Consider the following 15,424-nt stretch of genomic DNA (forward strand, 5'->3'; position numbering starts at 1 on the left):
CAGAGAAGGAGAAAATCATGGAAAACCAGGACATCGAACTGCTCGCCCAGCTCCACGCCCTCCCGGAGACCGACCCCGTCGGCGTTGACGGCGCGCCGTTCGCCGCCACCTGCGAGTGCATCGGCCTGCTGACCCTCCTCAACACGGTCTGCATCGGCATCAGCTGCGCGTAGGACAGCCGGCACCATCCGGCCGGCGGCCGAAACCCGGGAAAGCCGCCGGCCGGACACCGATCCGATCCGATCCACCAGCCCATCCACCAGTGATCCCCCGGCGCGGCCGCCCGCGGCCGCGCCTCGCACCCGAACCGGACGTACGCCCCGGTCACGGACAGGCCGGCCGCGGTGGCGCGACCGGCCTAGCGCACCGAAGGCGCGCCCGGCACGCCTGCCCCACGCACGCCTGGGCGGGGCCGCGGTCGGCGAACCCGTAGACGAGGACCAGACCACATGCAGCGACACGCCGGTGACGACGATCTCGACCGAGCAGCCCTCATGACAGCCGCCCCCGCCGGCCCCGACGCCCCACCGCACGTCTCCGAACCCGTCCACGCGATCAGCACCCGCGGCCTGGTCAAGAGCTACCCGGGCCCCCAGGGCACGACCACCCACGCCGTGCGGGGGCTGGACCTGGACGTGCCGCAGGGCGAGACGTTCGCCTTCCTCGGCCCCAACGGAGCGGGAAAGTCCACCACCATCGCCCTGCTCTGCGCGCTGGCCCGCCCCACCGCCGGCCACGCCACGGTGGCCGGCGCCGACGTGCTGACCCAGCCCCACCAGGTGCGGCGGCGGGTCGGCATGCTCTTCCAGCACAGCGCTGTGGACCCGGACCTGACCGCCGAACAGAACCTGCACATCCACGCCCGCCTCTACGGGATGCGCCGCCGCGACGCCCGGCGACGTACCGCCGAGGTCCTCGAGACGGCCGAACTCGGCGACCGCCGCCGCTCCCCCGTCCGCACCCTGTCGGGCGGCATGCGGCGGCGCCTGGAGATCGCCCGCCAACTGCTCCACGCGCCGCGCGTGCTGTTCCTGGACGAGCCGACCACCGGCCTCGACCCCCACGCCCGCGCCCAGGTCTGGCAGCACCTGCGCACACTGCGCGAGAAGCACGGCAACACCCTCTTCGTCACCACCCACTACCTGGACGAGGCGGAGCACTGCGACCGCATCGCCATCATCGACCGGGGCCGCCTGGTCGCCCAGGGCACGCCCCTCGCGCTGAAGAACGCGATCGGAGACGACCGGGTCGTGTTGCGCACCGGCGACGACGAGCGAGCACTCCGGGTCGTACGCGCGATCGCGCCGCCCGACAGCTCCGTCGCCGCGGACGCGGACGGAATCTGCCTGCGGGTGCCGGACGGCAGCGCCTGGATCCCCCGGCTCTGCGCGGCGCTGGAGCGTCACGGCATCGCCGTACACGCCGCTTCCGCGACTCCGCCCACGCTCGACGACGTCTTCTTCCACCACACCGGCCGCAGTATCAACGCCCCGCAAGCCGCCCCGCCCGTCGCCGGTCCCGCCCCGCTCGCCGCGGGGGCGGAGACGGGCGGCAGCCGATGACCACGCTCGCCTCGGGCACACCCGGCCTCTCCCGCGATGACGGGGGCGAGCGGCCCGTCCGCCTTCGGCACGAACTGCGAGCGGTGCACGCCCTGGTCCACCGTGATCTCCTGCGCCTGGCCGGCCACCGCACCCACACCGCGCTGATGCTGCTCCACCCCGCGCTCTACCTCCTCATCCTCGGAGGTGGACTGGCCGCGCTCATCCCCCAGTCCCGGCTGGGAGTCGGCTACCAGACCTACCTCTTCCCCGGCATCCTGATGATGACCGTGCAGACACCGGCCATCATGGTCGGCGTCCGCCTCATCACCGACCGCCAGAGCGGCTACCTCCGGGAACTCCTCATGGCCCCGGTCCACCGCGCCACGCTGCTCCTGGGCAACTGCGCCGGCGGCACCCTGGTCGCCACGGCACAAGGCGCCGTCCTGCTCGGCCTGGCCGGCGCCGTCGGCCTGCCCTACGACCCGCTCCTTCTGGCGCTCCTCCTCGCCGGCATGATCCTCGCCTCCTTCACCATCACCGCCCTGGCCCTGGCCCTGGCCGTGAGCCTCAGCAGACCCGAGACGTTCCACACCCTGCTCGGCCTGGTGATGATGCCCCTCCTCTTCCTCTCCGGCGGCTTCTTCCCGCTCGCGTCCCTGCCCGGCTGGGCCCACACCCTCGCCGCTGCCAATCCCCTCGCCTACGCGGTCGACCTGCTCCGCCGCTGTATCGCCCTACGGGTACCCGACCAGGCGTCCGTCAGCGGCATCGAATGGGCCGGCGCCCCACCACCCCTGTTCCTGGAGGCGGGCCTGCTCCTGGTCAGCGGAACCCTCGCCCTGCTGTGGGCCGCGCGCCGCTTCAACCGCCCCGAATGACACCTCGGGCACCCCTTCCCCCACCCCGCGCCCCCGGGAGCCGGGGCGGTACGTGGCGGCCCTCTCGCGACCAAGATCGATTGTCAGTGGTGGGTGAGAGGCTAGGAGCATCCAGTCGGAAAGAGGGGGATGCTGCCTTGTCCGGAAACCAGAACTACATCAACCACGTTGCTCTCGTGTTGGACGCCAGTTCGTCCATGTCGCACCTGAGCCGCAAGGTCGTTGAAGTCGCCGATCAGCAGATCGCGTACCTTGCCCGGCGCTCGCGGGAACTGGATCAGGAAACCCGCGTCACGGTGTATGCCTTCGCCGACAAGGTGGAATGCGTCATCTACGACAAGGACGTGCTGCGCATGCCGTCGCTGAAGCAGTTGTACCGGGCCGGTGGAATGACGGCCCTGCTGGCGGCCGCGCTGAAGTCGCAGCGGGAACTGGCGCAGACGGCGCAACTGTACGGCGACCACAGCTTCCTGACGTTCGTTCTGACCGACGGCCAGGAGAACGCGAGCCACCGCTGCCCGGACTCCCCCACCAAGAACGCGCGTGACCTGGTCACGGCCGTGTCCGAGATGATCGCCACGCAAGGGGACAACTGGACGCTGGCCGTCCTCGTTCCGGACCAGATGGGCAAGCGGGAGGCCATGAACTGCGGTTTCCCGAAGGAGAACATCGCCATCTGGGACGCCACGAGCACCCAGGGACTGGAAGAGGCCGGTCAGGTCATCCAGCAGGCCACGGAGAAATTCATGGTCGGGCGCACCAAGGGAATCCGGGGGTCGCGCGCCGTATTCTCCACGGGAGCCGAAGCGGTCAACAAGGACACCATCAAGGCCGCCGGCCTCAAGCCCGTGGATCCGTCGGGCTATCAGCTGATTCCCGTCGCCCGTGACGCGGCGATCCGGGAATGGGTCACCGAATCCGGACACACCTACCGGACCGGTTGCGCCTTCTATCAGCTGAGCAAGTCGGAAAAGGTCCAGGCGCGCAAGAAGATCGCGGTACTGGAGAAGAAGACGGACCGTGTCTACACCGGCCCCGAGGCCCGCGCCCTGCTCGGCCTGCCCGACGTGGAGGTACGCGTCAAGCCCGACCACAACGCCGACTTCACCATCTTCGTCCAGAGCACCAGCGTGAACCGCAAGCTCGTCCCGCAGACCCAGCTCCTGCTCATGAACTGACGGCCTCGCCCCGACCGGGCCCACCTCGACCCGCCCGGCCCCACTCAGCTCAGCTCAGCTCAGTTCGGTACCGGGTGGATCCAGCGCCTCCGCATGCCTTGACCGGTCCGTCCAGGCCCGTGCCGCCCCTCCGGCGGCGCGGGCCCGCCGGCGCTGGCCAAGCCGAAATGCAGAGGTCGGCTTGAAACCCCCTGGCTACGCTGGCGCGCCGTGATCAAGTGAAAGGCGGCCGCGATGAGCCAGTACTTCGACATCGGCGACGAGACCCTGTGGAACCCGTCCAACGGAGCCTCCCGGATGTTCCAACGCCAGGTGGCGGTCTTCGAGGCGGAGCTCGGGCTCCCCTCGGGCATCGGCCCCATGGAGAACGACGAGTGCCAGATCGACCCCGCCGTCTTCGAGACCTTCGTCAACGCCCTGCTGGCACGGCACCGGGCAACCACGCACCGCATCCTCATCGCGCTTTCCGAGGGCTTCACCGCCACCGTGCTCGTGCTCGCGACGCGTGCGGGTATCGGGGTGGACTGGCCAGGGCTCGGTTCCGAGCCGGAAGGCCCGCGCACCGATGTACAGGTCTCCGCCGTCGCGGGCATGTCCGCCCCGGCGGATGGCGAAGTCCGGGGTGAGGAGTTGCGAGAGAAGGCGCGGCAGCTGGCTCGGTTCATGGCCCGCTGACGGGGCAACCACCCGGGCCCGCAGAGCCCGCGTCCCCGGGGTCATCCGCGCTCGTACGCCGAGAAGGGCCGCACCCCTCTGCTCCACCGCACGACGCCGACCAGGTTGTCGCGCACGAGCAGATCCGCCGGCGTGCGCCGTGTGCGCCACAGTTCACGGCCGGTCATGAGGTCGAGCGCCGCGACGGTCGTACAGCCGCCGGTCGTACGCGCCGCCGTCTGGATCCCCACCCCTGGTACGCAACGGTCGAAGCGTCGTCAGGCTGAGGGATGGGGTGAGTCGCGTCTCACCGGTTCGGCCGCGCTTGCTATGCACCTTGTTGCATAGCAAGATCCGGGGCATGGCGCTCGACCACGCGATCCTCGTGTCCCTCCTCGAGAAGCCCGGTTCCGGTTATGAGCTGGCCCGGCGCTTCGAGCGGTCCATCGGATACTTCTGGACCGCCACCCACCAGCAGATCTATCGCGTGCTCAAGCGCATGGAACAGGACGGCTGGATCGACGTTCTCGAAGTGCCGCAGCAGGGCCGACCGGACAAGAAGGAGTACTCCGTCGCCGCGCGCGGACGCGAAGCGCTCTCCTCGTGGCTGCACGAACCGATCGAGCCCGAGAGCGTGCGCCACGACCTCGCCGTGAAGATCCGCGGCGCCGCCTTCGACGACCCGACCGCCCTGATCAGCGAGGTCGAGCGACACAAGCAGGCACACGCGGGACGTCTCGCCCACTACCTGGCGGGCGAGGAGCGGGACTTCGGCGAACCGCCGGCCGGCGGCCCACTCGACCCCGAGCGGGAGCTCCAGCACGTCGTGCTGCGCGGCGGCATCGCGTACGAACGCATGATGATCGCCTGGCTCGACGACGTCCTCGCCACGCTCGACCGGTTCCGCACCGGACAGTGAGCGGGGGCGTGCGCCCTCCGCACGAGTGCCTCTTCACGCCTTCCCGTACGGACACCTCCGTACGGACAACTCGCCAGGCCGTCCCCGTACGGCCGGAGCCGTACGGCACCTCCGACGAAGTCCTCGGTACGAAGTCCTCGGTACGACCAGATCCTCACGAAGTCCTCTGTACCGACATCTCCAGCACCACCACCCTCACCCCTAGCCGGAAAGGCGGACGTCATGGCCGACCCGCTGCTGTTCAACCCGAACACCTACGACCCCGCGCACTTCGACCCGGAGACCCGTCGGCTGCTGCGCGCCACCGTCGACTGGTTCGAGGCGCGTGGCAAGCGCCGGATCATCGAGGACTACCGGACCCGGGCCTGGCTCGGCGACTTCCTCGCCTTCGCGGCCGAGGAAGGGCTCTTCGCGACCTTCCTCACGCCGTCCTCGGACGCGGGCGAGGGCGGCGGCGAGGACGCGGGCGACAAGCGCTGGGACACGGCTCGCATCGCCGCCCTCAACGAGATCCTCGGCTTCTACGGCCTGGACTACTGGTACGCCTGGCAGGTGACCATCCTCGGCCTCGGCCCGGTCTGGCAGAGCGACAACGCCGCCGCCCGCGCCCGCGCCGCCGAACTCCTCTCCCAGGGTGAGGTGTTCGCCTTCGGTCTCTCCGAGAAGAGCCACGGCGCCGACATCTACTCCACCGACATGCTCCTGGAGCCCGACGGCGAGGGCGGCTTCCGCGCCAGCGGCTCCAAGTACTACATCGGCAACGGCAACGCGGCCGGACTCGTCTCCGTCTTCGGCCGCCGCACCGACGTCGAGGGTCCCGACGGCTACGTCTTCTTCGCCGCCGACAGCCGCCACCCGGCGTACCACCTCGTCAAGAACGTCGTCGACTCCTCCAAGTACGTCAGCGAGTTCCGGCTGGCGGAGTACCCGGTCGCCGCCGAGGACGTCCTGCACACCGGCCGCGCCGCCTTCGACGCCGCGCTCAACACCGTGAACGTCGGCAAGTTCAACCTCTGCACCGCCTCCATCGGCATCTGCGAGCACGCGATGTACGAGGCCGTCACCCACGCGCAGAACCGCATCCTGTACGGCCGCCCGGTCACGGCCTTCCCGCACGTGCGGCGCGAGTTGACGGACGCGTACGTCCGGCTCGTGGGCATGAAGCTCTTCAGCGACCGTGCCGTCGACTACTTCCGGACCGCGGGTCCCGACGACCGCCGCTACCTCCTCTTCAACCCGATGACGAAGATGAAGGTGACCACGGAGGGCGAGAAGGTCATCGACCTCATGTGGGACGTCATCGCGGCCAAGGGCTTCGAGAAGGACAACTACTTCGCTCAGGCGGCCGTCGAGATCCGCGGCCTGCCCAAGTTGGAGGGAACGGTCCACGTCAACCTGGCGCTGATCCTCAAGTTCATGCGCAACCACCTCCTCGACCCGGTCGCGTACGAGCCCGTCCCGACCCGTCTGGACGCGGCCGACGACACGTTCCTCTTCCGTCAGGGCCCGGCCCGCGGCCTCGGCTCGGTCCGCTTCCACGACTGGCGCACGGCCTACGACACGTACGCCCACCTGCCGAACATCGCCCGCTTCCGCGAACAGGCCGACGCCCTCTGCGAGTTCGTCCTCAAGGCCGCCCCCGACGAGAACCAGAGCCGCGACCTCGACCTCCTCCTCGCCGTCGGCCAGCTCTTCGCCCTCGTCGTCCACGGCCAGCTGGTCCTCGAACAGGCCGCCCTGACCGATCTCGACGCCGACGTGCTCGACGAGCTCTTCGCCGTCCTCGTCCGCGACTTCTCCGCTCACGCGGTCGAGCTGCACGGCAAGGACTCCGCGACCGAGCAGCAGCAGCTCTGGGCCCTCGGCGCCCTGCGGCGCCCCGTCGTCGACGAGGCCCGGTCCCACCGCGTCTGGCAGCGCGTCGAGGCGCTCTCGGGCACGTACGAGATGGCGCCCTGAGCCGCGGTTCCCGAGTCCCGGCAGACCCCGCCTCGGCGCGGTCTGCCGGCCCGCCGGCGCCTCCGCTTCATCGCGGCGGCACCGGCGACACCGGTGGCGTACCCGTCAGAGGCTGAGCGCGTCCTCGACGTTGTCCACCCACGCGGTCACGGAGTTGTCGGCGGAGACGTTCAGGCCGGGGGTCGGGGCCTTGAGGGGCACCTGCTCCAGGTCGGACTCGGTGTCCATCGTCATGGCGATGGAGGAGACCGTCTTGCTCTTGGGGCCCTTCGGTCCGCCCATGAGCCCCGCGTAGGCGGACTGTCCCGGCGCGAGGCGAATGGCATCCTCGATGCCGGGCGCCGCGCCCCGCTGCGTCGCCTGACCGTCCAGGTCGCCGAAGGTGACGATGGGGTGCCCGAGCACGCGACACGCCTTGCCGGACTTGTTGGTGATCTTGAGCAGGTAGCTGCTGGTGGTGGGCTCGGCGAGCGTCGCGGTGAAGGCCACGTCGTACGTGCTGCACGGGAAGACGTCGTAGTCCGGATCCGTCGACGGCGGGATCGGCTTCGTCGGCTTCGCGGGCGTCGTCGGCTTCTTGGACGTGGTCGGCTTCGCCGTCGGCTTGGCGGGCGTCGTCGGCTTGACCGGCGTGGACGGCGCGGTGGACGTGGGAGGAGTCGCGGTCGGCACGTCGGCGCCGCCCCCGGCACCGTCCTCGGAGGGCCCGCAGGCGGTCAGGGCCAGTGCGGATACGGCGACGAGGACGACTGCGGCTCTGCGGACGGTACTCATGGCGGTTCTCCCCCCGATGACAACGCACGACCTGCGCTGTGGTGGACACCAGGTTCGCGCGCGTGCTTCACAGTTCTGTGACGACGGCTTACCGAATTCACCACGGTTCGCCCCAAGGGTGCCTTCGCGGGAATTCCGCCCGACAGACCGCGGGCACCGGCCGGCCCCCTGGTGGCCGTACCCTCCACCGGCTCCCGTCGGGCCGGGCGCCGTGACCGGCCGAGCTCCGGCCCGGAACTCACCCCCCGGTGTTCGCGCACTCCCTGCTGTCGCCGCCACTGCGGCACCCCACCTCGCCGATGGGCGCGGGAGCGGGGTGATCGGTCCGCCCTTCCTGCCGTTCCACCGCAACCCCGCCGGCCACCCCGATCACCACCACCAGGGTGACGAAGCCCTGGGTCGCCGCTGTGACCACGGCCCGGGAACGGGCCGCGATCACAGCGGCGACCGCCGTCAGCGCCCCTACGACGCCGGCGGCGACGAGATATCCCCCCAGCGGGTCCGGGCTCACCGTCCTCCCCGGATCCAGGCTCACCCCCGACAGCAGCCAGAAGCCGAACGTCACCAGCAGAACGATTCCCTCCAGAAGCATCAGCCCCACGGCAACGCCCACGTCGGCGCCCCGACCTGGCCGGGTCCTCACGGAAGCGTCGAACGCCGGAGGCGCGATGGGAAGGTCCATACCGTCATCGTGACCGGGCGGCGCGGTCGGCACATGAGTACGCGTACCCAGGTGCCCGGCCGCCTTCCTTCGCTTCGGCTCGGCTGGGTCCGACTCGGCACGGCACGGCCCCGCTCAGGTCGGCTCGGCTCGGCTGAGTTCGCCTCGGCTCGGCTGGGCACGGCTGGGTTCGGTTCATAGACTGACGCGCATGGCATGCCGCATCAGTGAGCTCGTGATCGACTGCGCCGACGCCGAACGCCTCGCCGCGTTCTGGAGCGAGGTCCTCGGATACGTCGAGCTCGGCCGGGAAGACGACGGAAGCATCGAGATCGGACCGCCCACGATCGGCTTCGGCGGCCCCCAGCCCACCCTCGTCCTCAGCCCCAGCAGCGACCCACGGCGCGGAAAGCTCCCCCTGCACATCGACGTCAATCCCACCGACCGCGACCAGGACGCCGAGCTGGCGCGCCTCCTCGCCCTCGGGGCCACACCCGCCGACGTCGGCCAGACCGGCGACGAGAACTGGCACGTCCTGGCAGACCCCGAAGGAAACGAGTTCTGCCTCCTGCACAGGCGACTCCCCCCTGTGTGACCCGTAGCGCCACGAAGACAGGCCGTTTGCGCCGCGAGCGGGTGGGCGGGCTCGATCACCGGGCTTCGTGGAACCGCCATGCGCCGGTGGGCGTCACTCCAGAGGTTGGCAAGATCGATTCCTTGGGAGGACCTGCTCATGACCGGCACGGCCGCGCGCTATCTGTACCTCACCCGGCACGGCGAGGCGTCCGCGGACGAGAGCGAACTGACGGACGCGGGACGGCGCCAGGCGGCGCTGCTCGGGGAGAGACTGCGCGAGGTCCCGCTCAGCGCGATCCACCACGGGCCGCTGGCACGCGCGCAAGAGACCGCGGTGCTGGTCGGCAAGCAGCTCGACGGTGTTCCGCTACGGCTCTCGGAGGCGGCCGGCGACTACGTTCCCTATGCGCCGTCGCGCGAGGAGCTGCCGTCGGAGTCGGCCGAGGCGATGCTCGGCTTCCTGGGCCAGTTCACGGCTGGGGAGGTGGCGGAGGGGGCCGGGCTCGCGGCGGAGGCGCTCGCACGGTTCACCGGTCCGGTGGCCGGCGACGAGCCCCGCCACGAGCTCGTCGTCACCCACAACTTCCTCACCGGCTGGCTGGTGCGTGCCGCCCTCGACGCTCCGAGGTGGCGCTGGATGGGTATCAACCACGCCAACGCGGCACTGACCGTCATCCGCTACGCACCCGACCGCGCGCCGGCCGTTCTTCTCTTCAACGACACCGGCCACCTCCCCGCCGACCTTCGCTGGACCGGCTTCCCCCAGGAGCTCCACGTCTGACACACCCTCGTCCGGTCCGTCGGCCGGGGTCGCCGCGTACGGTCGCGCGGTGCCGCCATCCGGACCCACTGGCGCGCGGGGGTATGCGTTCCGCGCCAGGATGAGTCCCGACCGGGGCCGGTCGGTGCTCCGTCACAGGGATGGCGATCGAGGAGAATTCCCATGGCCTTCGACGAGGATTTCGCGGCTGCTCTGGGGCAGCGAGGGATCGAGATGGACGCGGCGGACGTTCCCGCCCCGGATGTGATCGGCGGTGCGCTCGACAACATCAGCGGCTTCATGAGCGGCATGGACGAGGCCGTGCGCGAGGGGTGGGACGAGAGTTCCGTCGACTTCGCCGTGTGTTCGGTTCTGGCGGATCCCACGGTCAATATCGCGCCTGAGATCTCATCGATTCTCGCCGCATTCGACCGCACGCCCAACATGCGTCTGACGGAGCTGCTGCAGGCGACTCGCGAAACACTGGATCAGGTCCAGGGTCAGGTGTAGGTACTGCTTCGCTGCCGGTCGACAAATAAACGGAACGGAGTTCGGACATGGCCATCGAGGAATTCGCCAACTGCTACGGAGCTCGGGTCGAGAACACGATCGACTCGATCATCGACGATCTGCGCAATCTGGGGGCCGACGCGATCCGCCGGGTCGTGGAGTGGAATCGGAGCCTGCGTGATTCCGACCGGGCGCTGGTGCTGGCGCTCGCGGGGATCGCGTCCTCGGTGATCATCAAGATCCTCGAGAAGCTGCTGGGGCCCACGGCTGCCGTCTGTTTCGTGGGGCTGCTCGGAGGTGCCGCCTGGGCGCTGCTGATCCGGTCGTTCGCGGAGTGCGTCGACCTCCTCTGACCGGTCGCCGACTCGGCTCCCGTGCGGTCGAGTTGACGGTTCGCCCGTCCTCTCTGATTGACGTCTCAACCACCCTCCGAGGGCAACCGCCTCCAAGCTGCGGTGTGACGCCGCCCGGATATGCTGGTACTGGGACATTGTGCTAGCGCGTGGTACTCGTCACCGAGCGTTATATGACGCAGTAATGAAATGGTATGCCGCACACGGAGGGGTGACTCCCGTGGCGAAGTTCTGCACAACACCTCGAGCAGCCGGCGCGCCTCGCTGGGCAGCCGCGAAGGTCGGCCTGGTCGTCGAATGGATCGTCAGGCAGGAGTACTGCCTCAGCAAGGGCGGCTGCAACCCCTATCAACGCGGCGGAACCGGTACGGACTTCTTCGACGAGCTGTCCGATACGACACGATGCCGGTTCCTCGCGAGTTTCCTGGCCACACGCCAGCCCTCGGTCAACGAAGGATCCATCTCGGCCGACTGCGAGGCGCGGAAGAAGCCGGTCGACGCGGACGACGACGAGAACGAACGGTTCGCGGTGCCGGACATCATCACCCACGAGCCGGGCGCGCGCATGGAGTTCTACGAGATAAAACCGAACTCCGTCACGGGAAGGGTGGCCGGGCGGGCCAAGATCGAGACGTTCCTGTCCCTGATGGACTTCCTCGCCGACAACGACCCGCTCTTCGAGAAGTACGAGAAGGGGAAGCTCTTCGATCCCGACCGGACGATCACGTTCTATCAGCGTAACTATCTCGGCATCGTCCCCTGCAGGGTCTCCTTGCACTACAGGCGCGCGACGGAACCCGAGATCGACCGGGGCCTGATCGTCTACGAGATCTGCGTGGAGGTGGACGGGGAGCTGTTGGAGGCGTTCGCCAAGGCGATCATCGTCTCGGCGATCATCGCCGCGCTCGCCGCGCTGGCCGCCATCGCCGTCGCCATCTTCGGTGGCGGGATCCTCGGCCCGGCGGTGCTCGTCTTCAACTCCCCCCTGGGCGGGTCCGTGGGCCCGGACGGCACCAACGACTCGCAGGACGTGAGGTACGTCCAAGCGCTGGTCAACGACTGGCGGGCCACGACCGACGGCTCCCTCATCGCCGTCGACGGCTTCTTCAGCGAGGAGACGGCGGGTGCGCTCTCGGATTTCCAGAGCGCCGCCGGCCTGGAGGACACCGCGGGCAACCTGACGCCGGGGGACGCCACGGAGACCGAGCTGGAGTCGACGCACCTGAACAACCTGATGGCCGCCGCGGACCTGAGCGAGATTCAGCCGGAGGGTGGTCTCGCCGACCTCGTCTTCGGTGCGGACCCCGACGGCGTCGACACCGAGCTGGAGGAGGAACAGGATCTGCAGACGGCAGTCAACGCGTTCGTTCAGCAGTACCTGCAAGATCTTCGCGACACGGTGTAGCGGAGATCGCGGCGCCCTCCAGGGCGCCACCCGGGGGGGGACGAACCATCCAGTCCCACTCCTGAGGAGTCGCCATGCCCATGCTGCTCATCAAGGGCTTCTACGACATCAAGGGATCACAGCCGGACGGGGACACGGTCCACTTCACGGCCGACGATCCAGCCGAGTGGAGCCTCGTCGGCGGAGGGGGCGGGCGGGCTGTCGAACACACTGCGCTGGGGCGCGCGACGCTGCGCCTGGACGCCATCGACGCGCTCGAGACGCACTACGGCCCCGGCCGTGACCACCAGCCGCTCATGTTCGCTCACGCGGCGCGTGACGAGCTGCTGAGGTTCCTCGGCTTCACTGATGTACAACGTCCGACGGGCGAGACCGTGACCGCCTCCACGCCCGACACGGTTCCCGGCTTCGTCCTCACCCGCGGCGCCGATGTCCACGGCCGTTGCGTGGCCCTGGCCGGGCGCGGCGCTCCACCCGGAACCAGCGGCCTGGAGATCGACGTGGACGTCCCCTTGCTGCAGACGACGGTCAATCACCACCTGATCGTGAAAGGACTGGTGTACCCGACCTTCTACCGCAGCCTGTTCACCACCCTCCGTACGGAGCTGGCCACCGCGACCAAGACGGCGCGGGATGCCGGCCAGGGCCTCTGGCCGAGCGACGTGACCACGACCGGGGCGAAGATCACCGGCCTGCCCTCGCTCACCGACGAGGTCGTGATCCTCCCGAAGCTGTTCCGCCGCACGGTGGACTACCTCCGCCTCGCCATGCCCCTGTCGTGCTACCCGGCCTTCCTGGCCGGTGTCCAGGACCGCTATTCCGTCCTGTCGACCGGCGAGCGCCGGGCCGGTCTGCATCACATCGTCGAGGTCACGAACAGCAGCACCGTGCGGATGACACAGCTGCCCGAGGACCTGGTCTTCGAGGATGCCTGACAACAGACCTGGAGTCGTAGGAGACACCTCACACACCTGGAGTCGTAGGAAACGCCTGACGCTCCTGGAATCCGACACCCCATCGAACCCGAAGCAGTTCCACAGCACACCCGCCGTCCGACCCGCCGGTCGACGACTCAGTGGCGGCAGCACTCAGCCGCAGCTCCCTGATCTCGTGCGCCGGGCCGGACCGGGTGGCTCTTCCAGCAGATCTGCTGGAGTCTCCAGCGGGGAGTTCCCTCATGGCCAACTTCATATCGGGAGTCGGACCGCTGTTCGGCCCGAACTTCGTCATCGTCACCGCCAACGACGACACCGGCAGGCCGTTCCAGATCCAGGTGTACCCGGATGCGCACAACCCGGAGCTGCGCGACGCCGGTCTGCCGACTCAGTACTACTTCCAGCCGGCGCAGGTGTTCCTGGCACGGAAGCACGACTCCCCCCAGGACTTCGACTTCCAGATGACCCTGTTCAAGGGCCTACTGTCGGAAGAGGCGAACGTCACCCCCGCCGAACTGGCCGGGACCGAACTGGGCGGCGGTTTCTGCGCGTTCTCGACGACGTTCGCGATCCCGCCGAGTGTGATCACGGGTGCGCTGGAGAAGCTGAAGCAACGGGAGCACAACACCCCTGACAGGCTCGGCCCCTTCTTCAACTTCCAGAACAACGACCCGGAGCCGTCCCTAGGCATCGTTCCGATCACCGACAGCACCGTCGTGTGCTCCGTGCAGGACCCCGCGGTCACCGGCGGCAAGATCCTCATGACCGCCCAGCACAGCGGAAAGGGCAGCATCGAGGCGCAGGGCATCTGCTCGTTCCTGGTCAGCTGCAACCTGCCCGCCGCCGGCCAGATCGCGAGCGCGCTGAAGCAGGGCGCCTCCCCGCCGTTCCTGGTCACCAACACGCTGCAGGAGAGCTTCTACATCAACGGCGTCACCATCGAAGTGAAGGTCGACGTGGACAAGGTGTACGACTCGTTCTCGGCCGCGGTCTCCACCGGTGGTCTCTTCAGGATCAACTCGCTGGGCGCGGAATTCGCGTACCAGAACTGCCTGACGACCGGCGGCATCAGCACCGTCATGACGATGAACAACGGCGTGCCGCTGGATCCGTCCACCAAGAAGTGGGTGGACGATCACGTCGACATGATGCGGAAGACCGCGATCGACCTGGTCAAGCACGAGATCTTCGACTTCGACCCGGGCAAGACCGACTCCAGGGCCTCGACCGACCGCGGCTGGTTCAGTGAGCTGTTCGGCGGCTCGTCCGTCTCGGTCAAGTCCACGCACATCCGCCAGGGCGTTCACTTCAGCCAGACGCTGATCCTCAACCAGACGGTGGCCGTCGGCCACACCGTCAGCGGCAACCTGAACGACCTGCTGCCCGCCGTGCGGGCCGACCTGAACAAGTACCTGTTCATCGTCGACATCGGCGAGTTCTTCAAGAAGGTCCAGGTCGCGGGATTCTGCAAGGTCAACTTCACCGAGAAGCTGCCCGACGGCACCGAACTCAAGGACCCGCTCCAGGCCGTCCAGCTGGAAGCCGGCTACCCCGACTTCTCCCGGCCCACGGAGAACGGCCACGTCAACCTGGCCATGCGGACGAGCGGACAGCACTACGTGCCCGGCGAGACACAGCCCGCCGGACCCGTCAGGCCCGCCATCTGGGACGAGACGACGTCGAAGGACTTCGTCAACATCTCCTTCCTCCGCCTGGACAACCCCGTCGACGGCTGGCCGTCGGACCAGGTGAAGCTGCGCCGGAAGTGGATCTTCGACGGGCTGGACCCCCGGGTCAACCTCTCCAGCGCCATCGCGCCCGACGACCCGGCGGTGGCCGTGATCGAGGAGGTGAGCGACAACCACGCCCCGGTCCTGACCGCCAGCGCTGTCGGCTACGTCTTCGCCCGCTTCTGGGTGTCGCCCGCCCGCCTCCCGTCCAACGTCATCGTCCAGATCACCCCGTCCATCGGGAACGACACCTTCCCACCGCTCCTCGTGACAAAGGAGAACGTGAAGAACGTGCTGTGGGAGGTGTACTCGGACAAGTACGTCGGCGAAACCGAGATCCGGTACACGATGAACGTCGAGGTGAGCGGACCCAACTTCACCGATGAGCCGGTCTTCTACTCGACCGCACAGCCCGTCCGAGTGCCCGTTCCGGCAGGGCGGATCAAGTACATACCGCAGCTCTTCGCCCCGCTGCCGACGCCTCCCCAGGACAAGATCGACACCATCAACCGGTACATCAAGGCCGCCGCAACCACCGTGTGACCGAACGCCGCACGGCCCGGCCCCGGACGGGCGGACGCACCGTCC

Annotated in this window: 17 protein-coding genes; 14 read left to right on the top strand and 3 right to left on the bottom strand. The window is 68.8% G+C overall.

Going from position 1 to position 15,424, the window contains the following annotated elements; all coding sequences use genetic code 11:
• The first annotated feature begins 17 nt into the window (after window positions 1–17).
• From ACFVZH_RS07835 to ACFVZH_RS07855, 5 genes are all read left to right on the top strand, one after another.
• Entirely contained in the window at window positions 18–173 is a 156-nt protein-coding gene (locus tag ACFVZH_RS07835; RefSeq protein WP_352019973.1) for a VenA family class IV lanthipeptide, read from the top strand.
• A gap of 276 nt (window positions 174–449) precedes the next feature.
• Window positions 450–1,562, top strand: a complete 1,113-nt coding sequence (locus ACFVZH_RS07840) for an ATP-binding cassette domain-containing protein (protein WP_384894373.1) — start codon at window positions 450–452, stop codon at window positions 1,560–1,562.
• The gene (locus ACFVZH_RS07845) at window positions 1,559–2,422 is read left to right on the top strand and encodes an ABC transporter permease (RefSeq protein ID WP_384894375.1); all 864 of its coding nucleotides are present in this window, start codon (window positions 1,559–1,561) and stop codon (window positions 2,420–2,422) included. Before ACFVZH_RS07840 ends, ACFVZH_RS07845 begins: the two co-directional genes overlap by 4 nt.
• A 137-nt stretch (window positions 2,423–2,559) precedes the next feature.
• A complete protein-coding gene (locus tag ACFVZH_RS07850) occupies window positions 2,560–3,600 on the top strand; it encodes a vWA domain-containing protein (protein ID WP_384894377.1) in 1,041 nt (346 codons plus the stop codon).
• Between the two features lie 234 nt (window positions 3,601–3,834).
• Window positions 3,835–4,275, top strand: coding sequence for a DUF6086 family protein (locus ACFVZH_RS07855; protein ID WP_384894379.1), 441 nt, complete (start codon window positions 3,835–3,837; stop codon window positions 4,273–4,275).
• A 41-nt stretch (window positions 4,276–4,316) separates the two neighbouring features.
• On the opposite strand, the gene ACFVZH_RS07860 is transcribed toward ACFVZH_RS07855, so the two are convergent.
• Window positions 4,317–4,505: a hypothetical protein gene (locus tag ACFVZH_RS07860; protein ID WP_384894381.1), complete on the bottom strand. Its 189-nt coding sequence runs from the start codon at window positions 4,503–4,505 to the stop codon at window positions 4,317–4,319.
• A 110-nt stretch (window positions 4,506–4,615) separates the two neighbouring features.
• Between ACFVZH_RS07860 and ACFVZH_RS07865 the strand changes: the two genes are divergently transcribed.
• Window positions 4,616–5,173, top strand: coding sequence for a PadR family transcriptional regulator (locus ACFVZH_RS07865; RefSeq protein WP_384894383.1), 558 nt, complete (start codon window positions 4,616–4,618; stop codon window positions 5,171–5,173).
• A 222-nt stretch (window positions 5,174–5,395) separates the two neighbouring features.
• Window positions 5,396–7,132 carry an acyl-CoA dehydrogenase family protein gene (locus ACFVZH_RS07870; protein ID WP_384894385.1) on the top strand — a complete coding sequence of 579 codons (1,737 nt, stop codon included), beginning with the start codon at window positions 5,396–5,398 and terminating at the stop codon, window positions 7,130–7,132.
• A 105-nt stretch (window positions 7,133–7,237) separates the two neighbouring features.
• Here the strand turns inward: ACFVZH_RS07870 and ACFVZH_RS07875 are convergent, their stop codons facing one another.
• Together ACFVZH_RS07875 and ACFVZH_RS07880 are read right to left on the bottom strand one after the other, a co-directional pair.
• Window positions 7,238–7,906, bottom strand: coding sequence for a DUF4232 domain-containing protein (locus tag ACFVZH_RS07875; RefSeq protein ID WP_384894387.1), 669 nt, complete (start codon window positions 7,904–7,906; stop codon window positions 7,238–7,240).
• A gap of 238 nt (window positions 7,907–8,144) precedes the next feature.
• Window positions 8,145–8,588 (bottom strand): DUF6234 family protein, encoded by a 444-nt coding sequence (locus ACFVZH_RS07880; protein WP_384894389.1) that lies wholly within the window; start codon window positions 8,586–8,588, stop codon window positions 8,145–8,147.
• A gap of 190 nt (window positions 8,589–8,778) precedes the next feature.
• Here ACFVZH_RS07880 and ACFVZH_RS07885 point away from each other — a divergent pair, with 190 nt between their 5' ends.
• The 7 genes from ACFVZH_RS07885 to ACFVZH_RS07915 all read left to right on the top strand — a co-directional run bounded on the left by ACFVZH_RS07885 (window position 8,779) and on the right by ACFVZH_RS07915 (window position 15,379).
• Entirely contained in the window at window positions 8,779–9,162 is a 384-nt protein-coding gene (locus tag ACFVZH_RS07885) for a VOC family protein (protein ID WP_384894391.1), read from the top strand.
• A 138-nt stretch (window positions 9,163–9,300) separates the two neighbouring features.
• Window positions 9,301–9,924 (top strand): histidine phosphatase family protein, encoded by a 624-nt coding sequence (locus ACFVZH_RS07890; RefSeq protein WP_384894393.1) that lies wholly within the window; start codon window positions 9,301–9,303, stop codon window positions 9,922–9,924.
• A 162-nt stretch (window positions 9,925–10,086) separates the two neighbouring features.
• Window positions 10,087–10,413 carry a hypothetical protein gene (locus ACFVZH_RS07895; protein ID WP_384894395.1) on the top strand — a complete coding sequence of 109 codons (327 nt, stop codon included), beginning with the start codon at window positions 10,087–10,089 and terminating at the stop codon, window positions 10,411–10,413.
• Window positions 10,414–10,460: 47 nt separating this feature from the next.
• Entirely contained in the window at window positions 10,461–10,766 is a 306-nt protein-coding gene (locus ACFVZH_RS07900) for a hypothetical protein (RefSeq protein ID WP_384894397.1), read from the top strand.
• Between the two features lie 220 nt (window positions 10,767–10,986).
• Window positions 10,987–12,171: a peptidoglycan-binding protein gene (locus tag ACFVZH_RS07905; protein ID WP_384894399.1), complete on the top strand. Its 1,185-nt coding sequence runs from the start codon at window positions 10,987–10,989 to the stop codon at window positions 12,169–12,171.
• Between the two features lie 74 nt (window positions 12,172–12,245).
• Window positions 12,246–13,106, top strand: a complete 861-nt coding sequence (locus ACFVZH_RS07910) for a nuclease (protein WP_384894401.1) — start codon at window positions 12,246–12,248, stop codon at window positions 13,104–13,106.
• 242 nt (window positions 13,107–13,348) lie between these two features.
• Window positions 13,349–15,379, top strand: coding sequence for a hypothetical protein (locus ACFVZH_RS07915; protein ID WP_384894403.1), 2,031 nt, complete (start codon window positions 13,349–13,351; stop codon window positions 15,377–15,379).
• Window positions 15,380–15,424 lie beyond the last annotated feature (45 nt).

This window comes from Streptomyces sp. NPDC059534 (assembly GCF_042743475.1).
Taxonomy (GTDB): domain Bacteria; phylum Actinomycetota; class Actinomycetes; order Streptomycetales; family Streptomycetaceae; genus Streptomyces.

Bases quoted from the DNA above. Each gene is read 5' to 3' on its own strand.
- ACFVZH_RS07835 (WP_352019973.1), top strand. From the start codon at position 18: ATGGAAAACCAGGACATCGAACTGCTCGCCCAGCTCCACGCCCTCCCG.
- ACFVZH_RS07840 (WP_384894373.1), top strand. From the start codon at position 450: ATGCAGCGACACGCCGGTGACGACGATCTCGACCGAGCAGCCCTCATG.
- ACFVZH_RS07845 (WP_384894375.1), top strand. From the start codon at position 1,559: ATGACCACGCTCGCCTCGGGCACACCCGGCCTCTCCCGCGATGACGGG.
- ACFVZH_RS07855 (WP_384894379.1), top strand. From the start codon at position 3,835: ATGAGCCAGTACTTCGACATCGGCGACGAGACCCTGTGGAACCCGTCC.
- ACFVZH_RS07865 (WP_384894383.1), top strand. From the start codon at position 4,616: ATGGCGCTCGACCACGCGATCCTCGTGTCCCTCCTCGAGAAGCCCGGT.
- ACFVZH_RS07870 (WP_384894385.1), top strand. From the start codon at position 5,396: ATGGCCGACCCGCTGCTGTTCAACCCGAACACCTACGACCCCGCGCAC.
- ACFVZH_RS07875 (WP_384894387.1), bottom strand. From the start codon at position 7,906: ATGAGTACCGTCCGCAGAGCCGCAGTCGTCCTCGTCGCCGTATCCGCA.
- ACFVZH_RS07880 (WP_384894389.1), bottom strand. From the start codon at position 8,588: ATGGACCTTCCCATCGCGCCTCCGGCGTTCGACGCTTCCGTGAGGACC.
- ACFVZH_RS07885 (WP_384894391.1), top strand. From the start codon at position 8,779: ATGGCATGCCGCATCAGTGAGCTCGTGATCGACTGCGCCGACGCCGAA.
- ACFVZH_RS07890 (WP_384894393.1), top strand. From the start codon at position 9,301: ATGACCGGCACGGCCGCGCGCTATCTGTACCTCACCCGGCACGGCGAG.
- ACFVZH_RS07895 (WP_384894395.1), top strand. From the start codon at position 10,087: ATGGCCTTCGACGAGGATTTCGCGGCTGCTCTGGGGCAGCGAGGGATC.
- ACFVZH_RS07900 (WP_384894397.1), top strand. From the start codon at position 10,461: ATGGCCATCGAGGAATTCGCCAACTGCTACGGAGCTCGGGTCGAGAAC.
- ACFVZH_RS07910 (WP_384894401.1), top strand. From the start codon at position 12,246: ATGCCCATGCTGCTCATCAAGGGCTTCTACGACATCAAGGGATCACAG.
- ACFVZH_RS07915 (WP_384894403.1), top strand. From the start codon at position 13,349: ATGGCCAACTTCATATCGGGAGTCGGACCGCTGTTCGGCCCGAACTTC.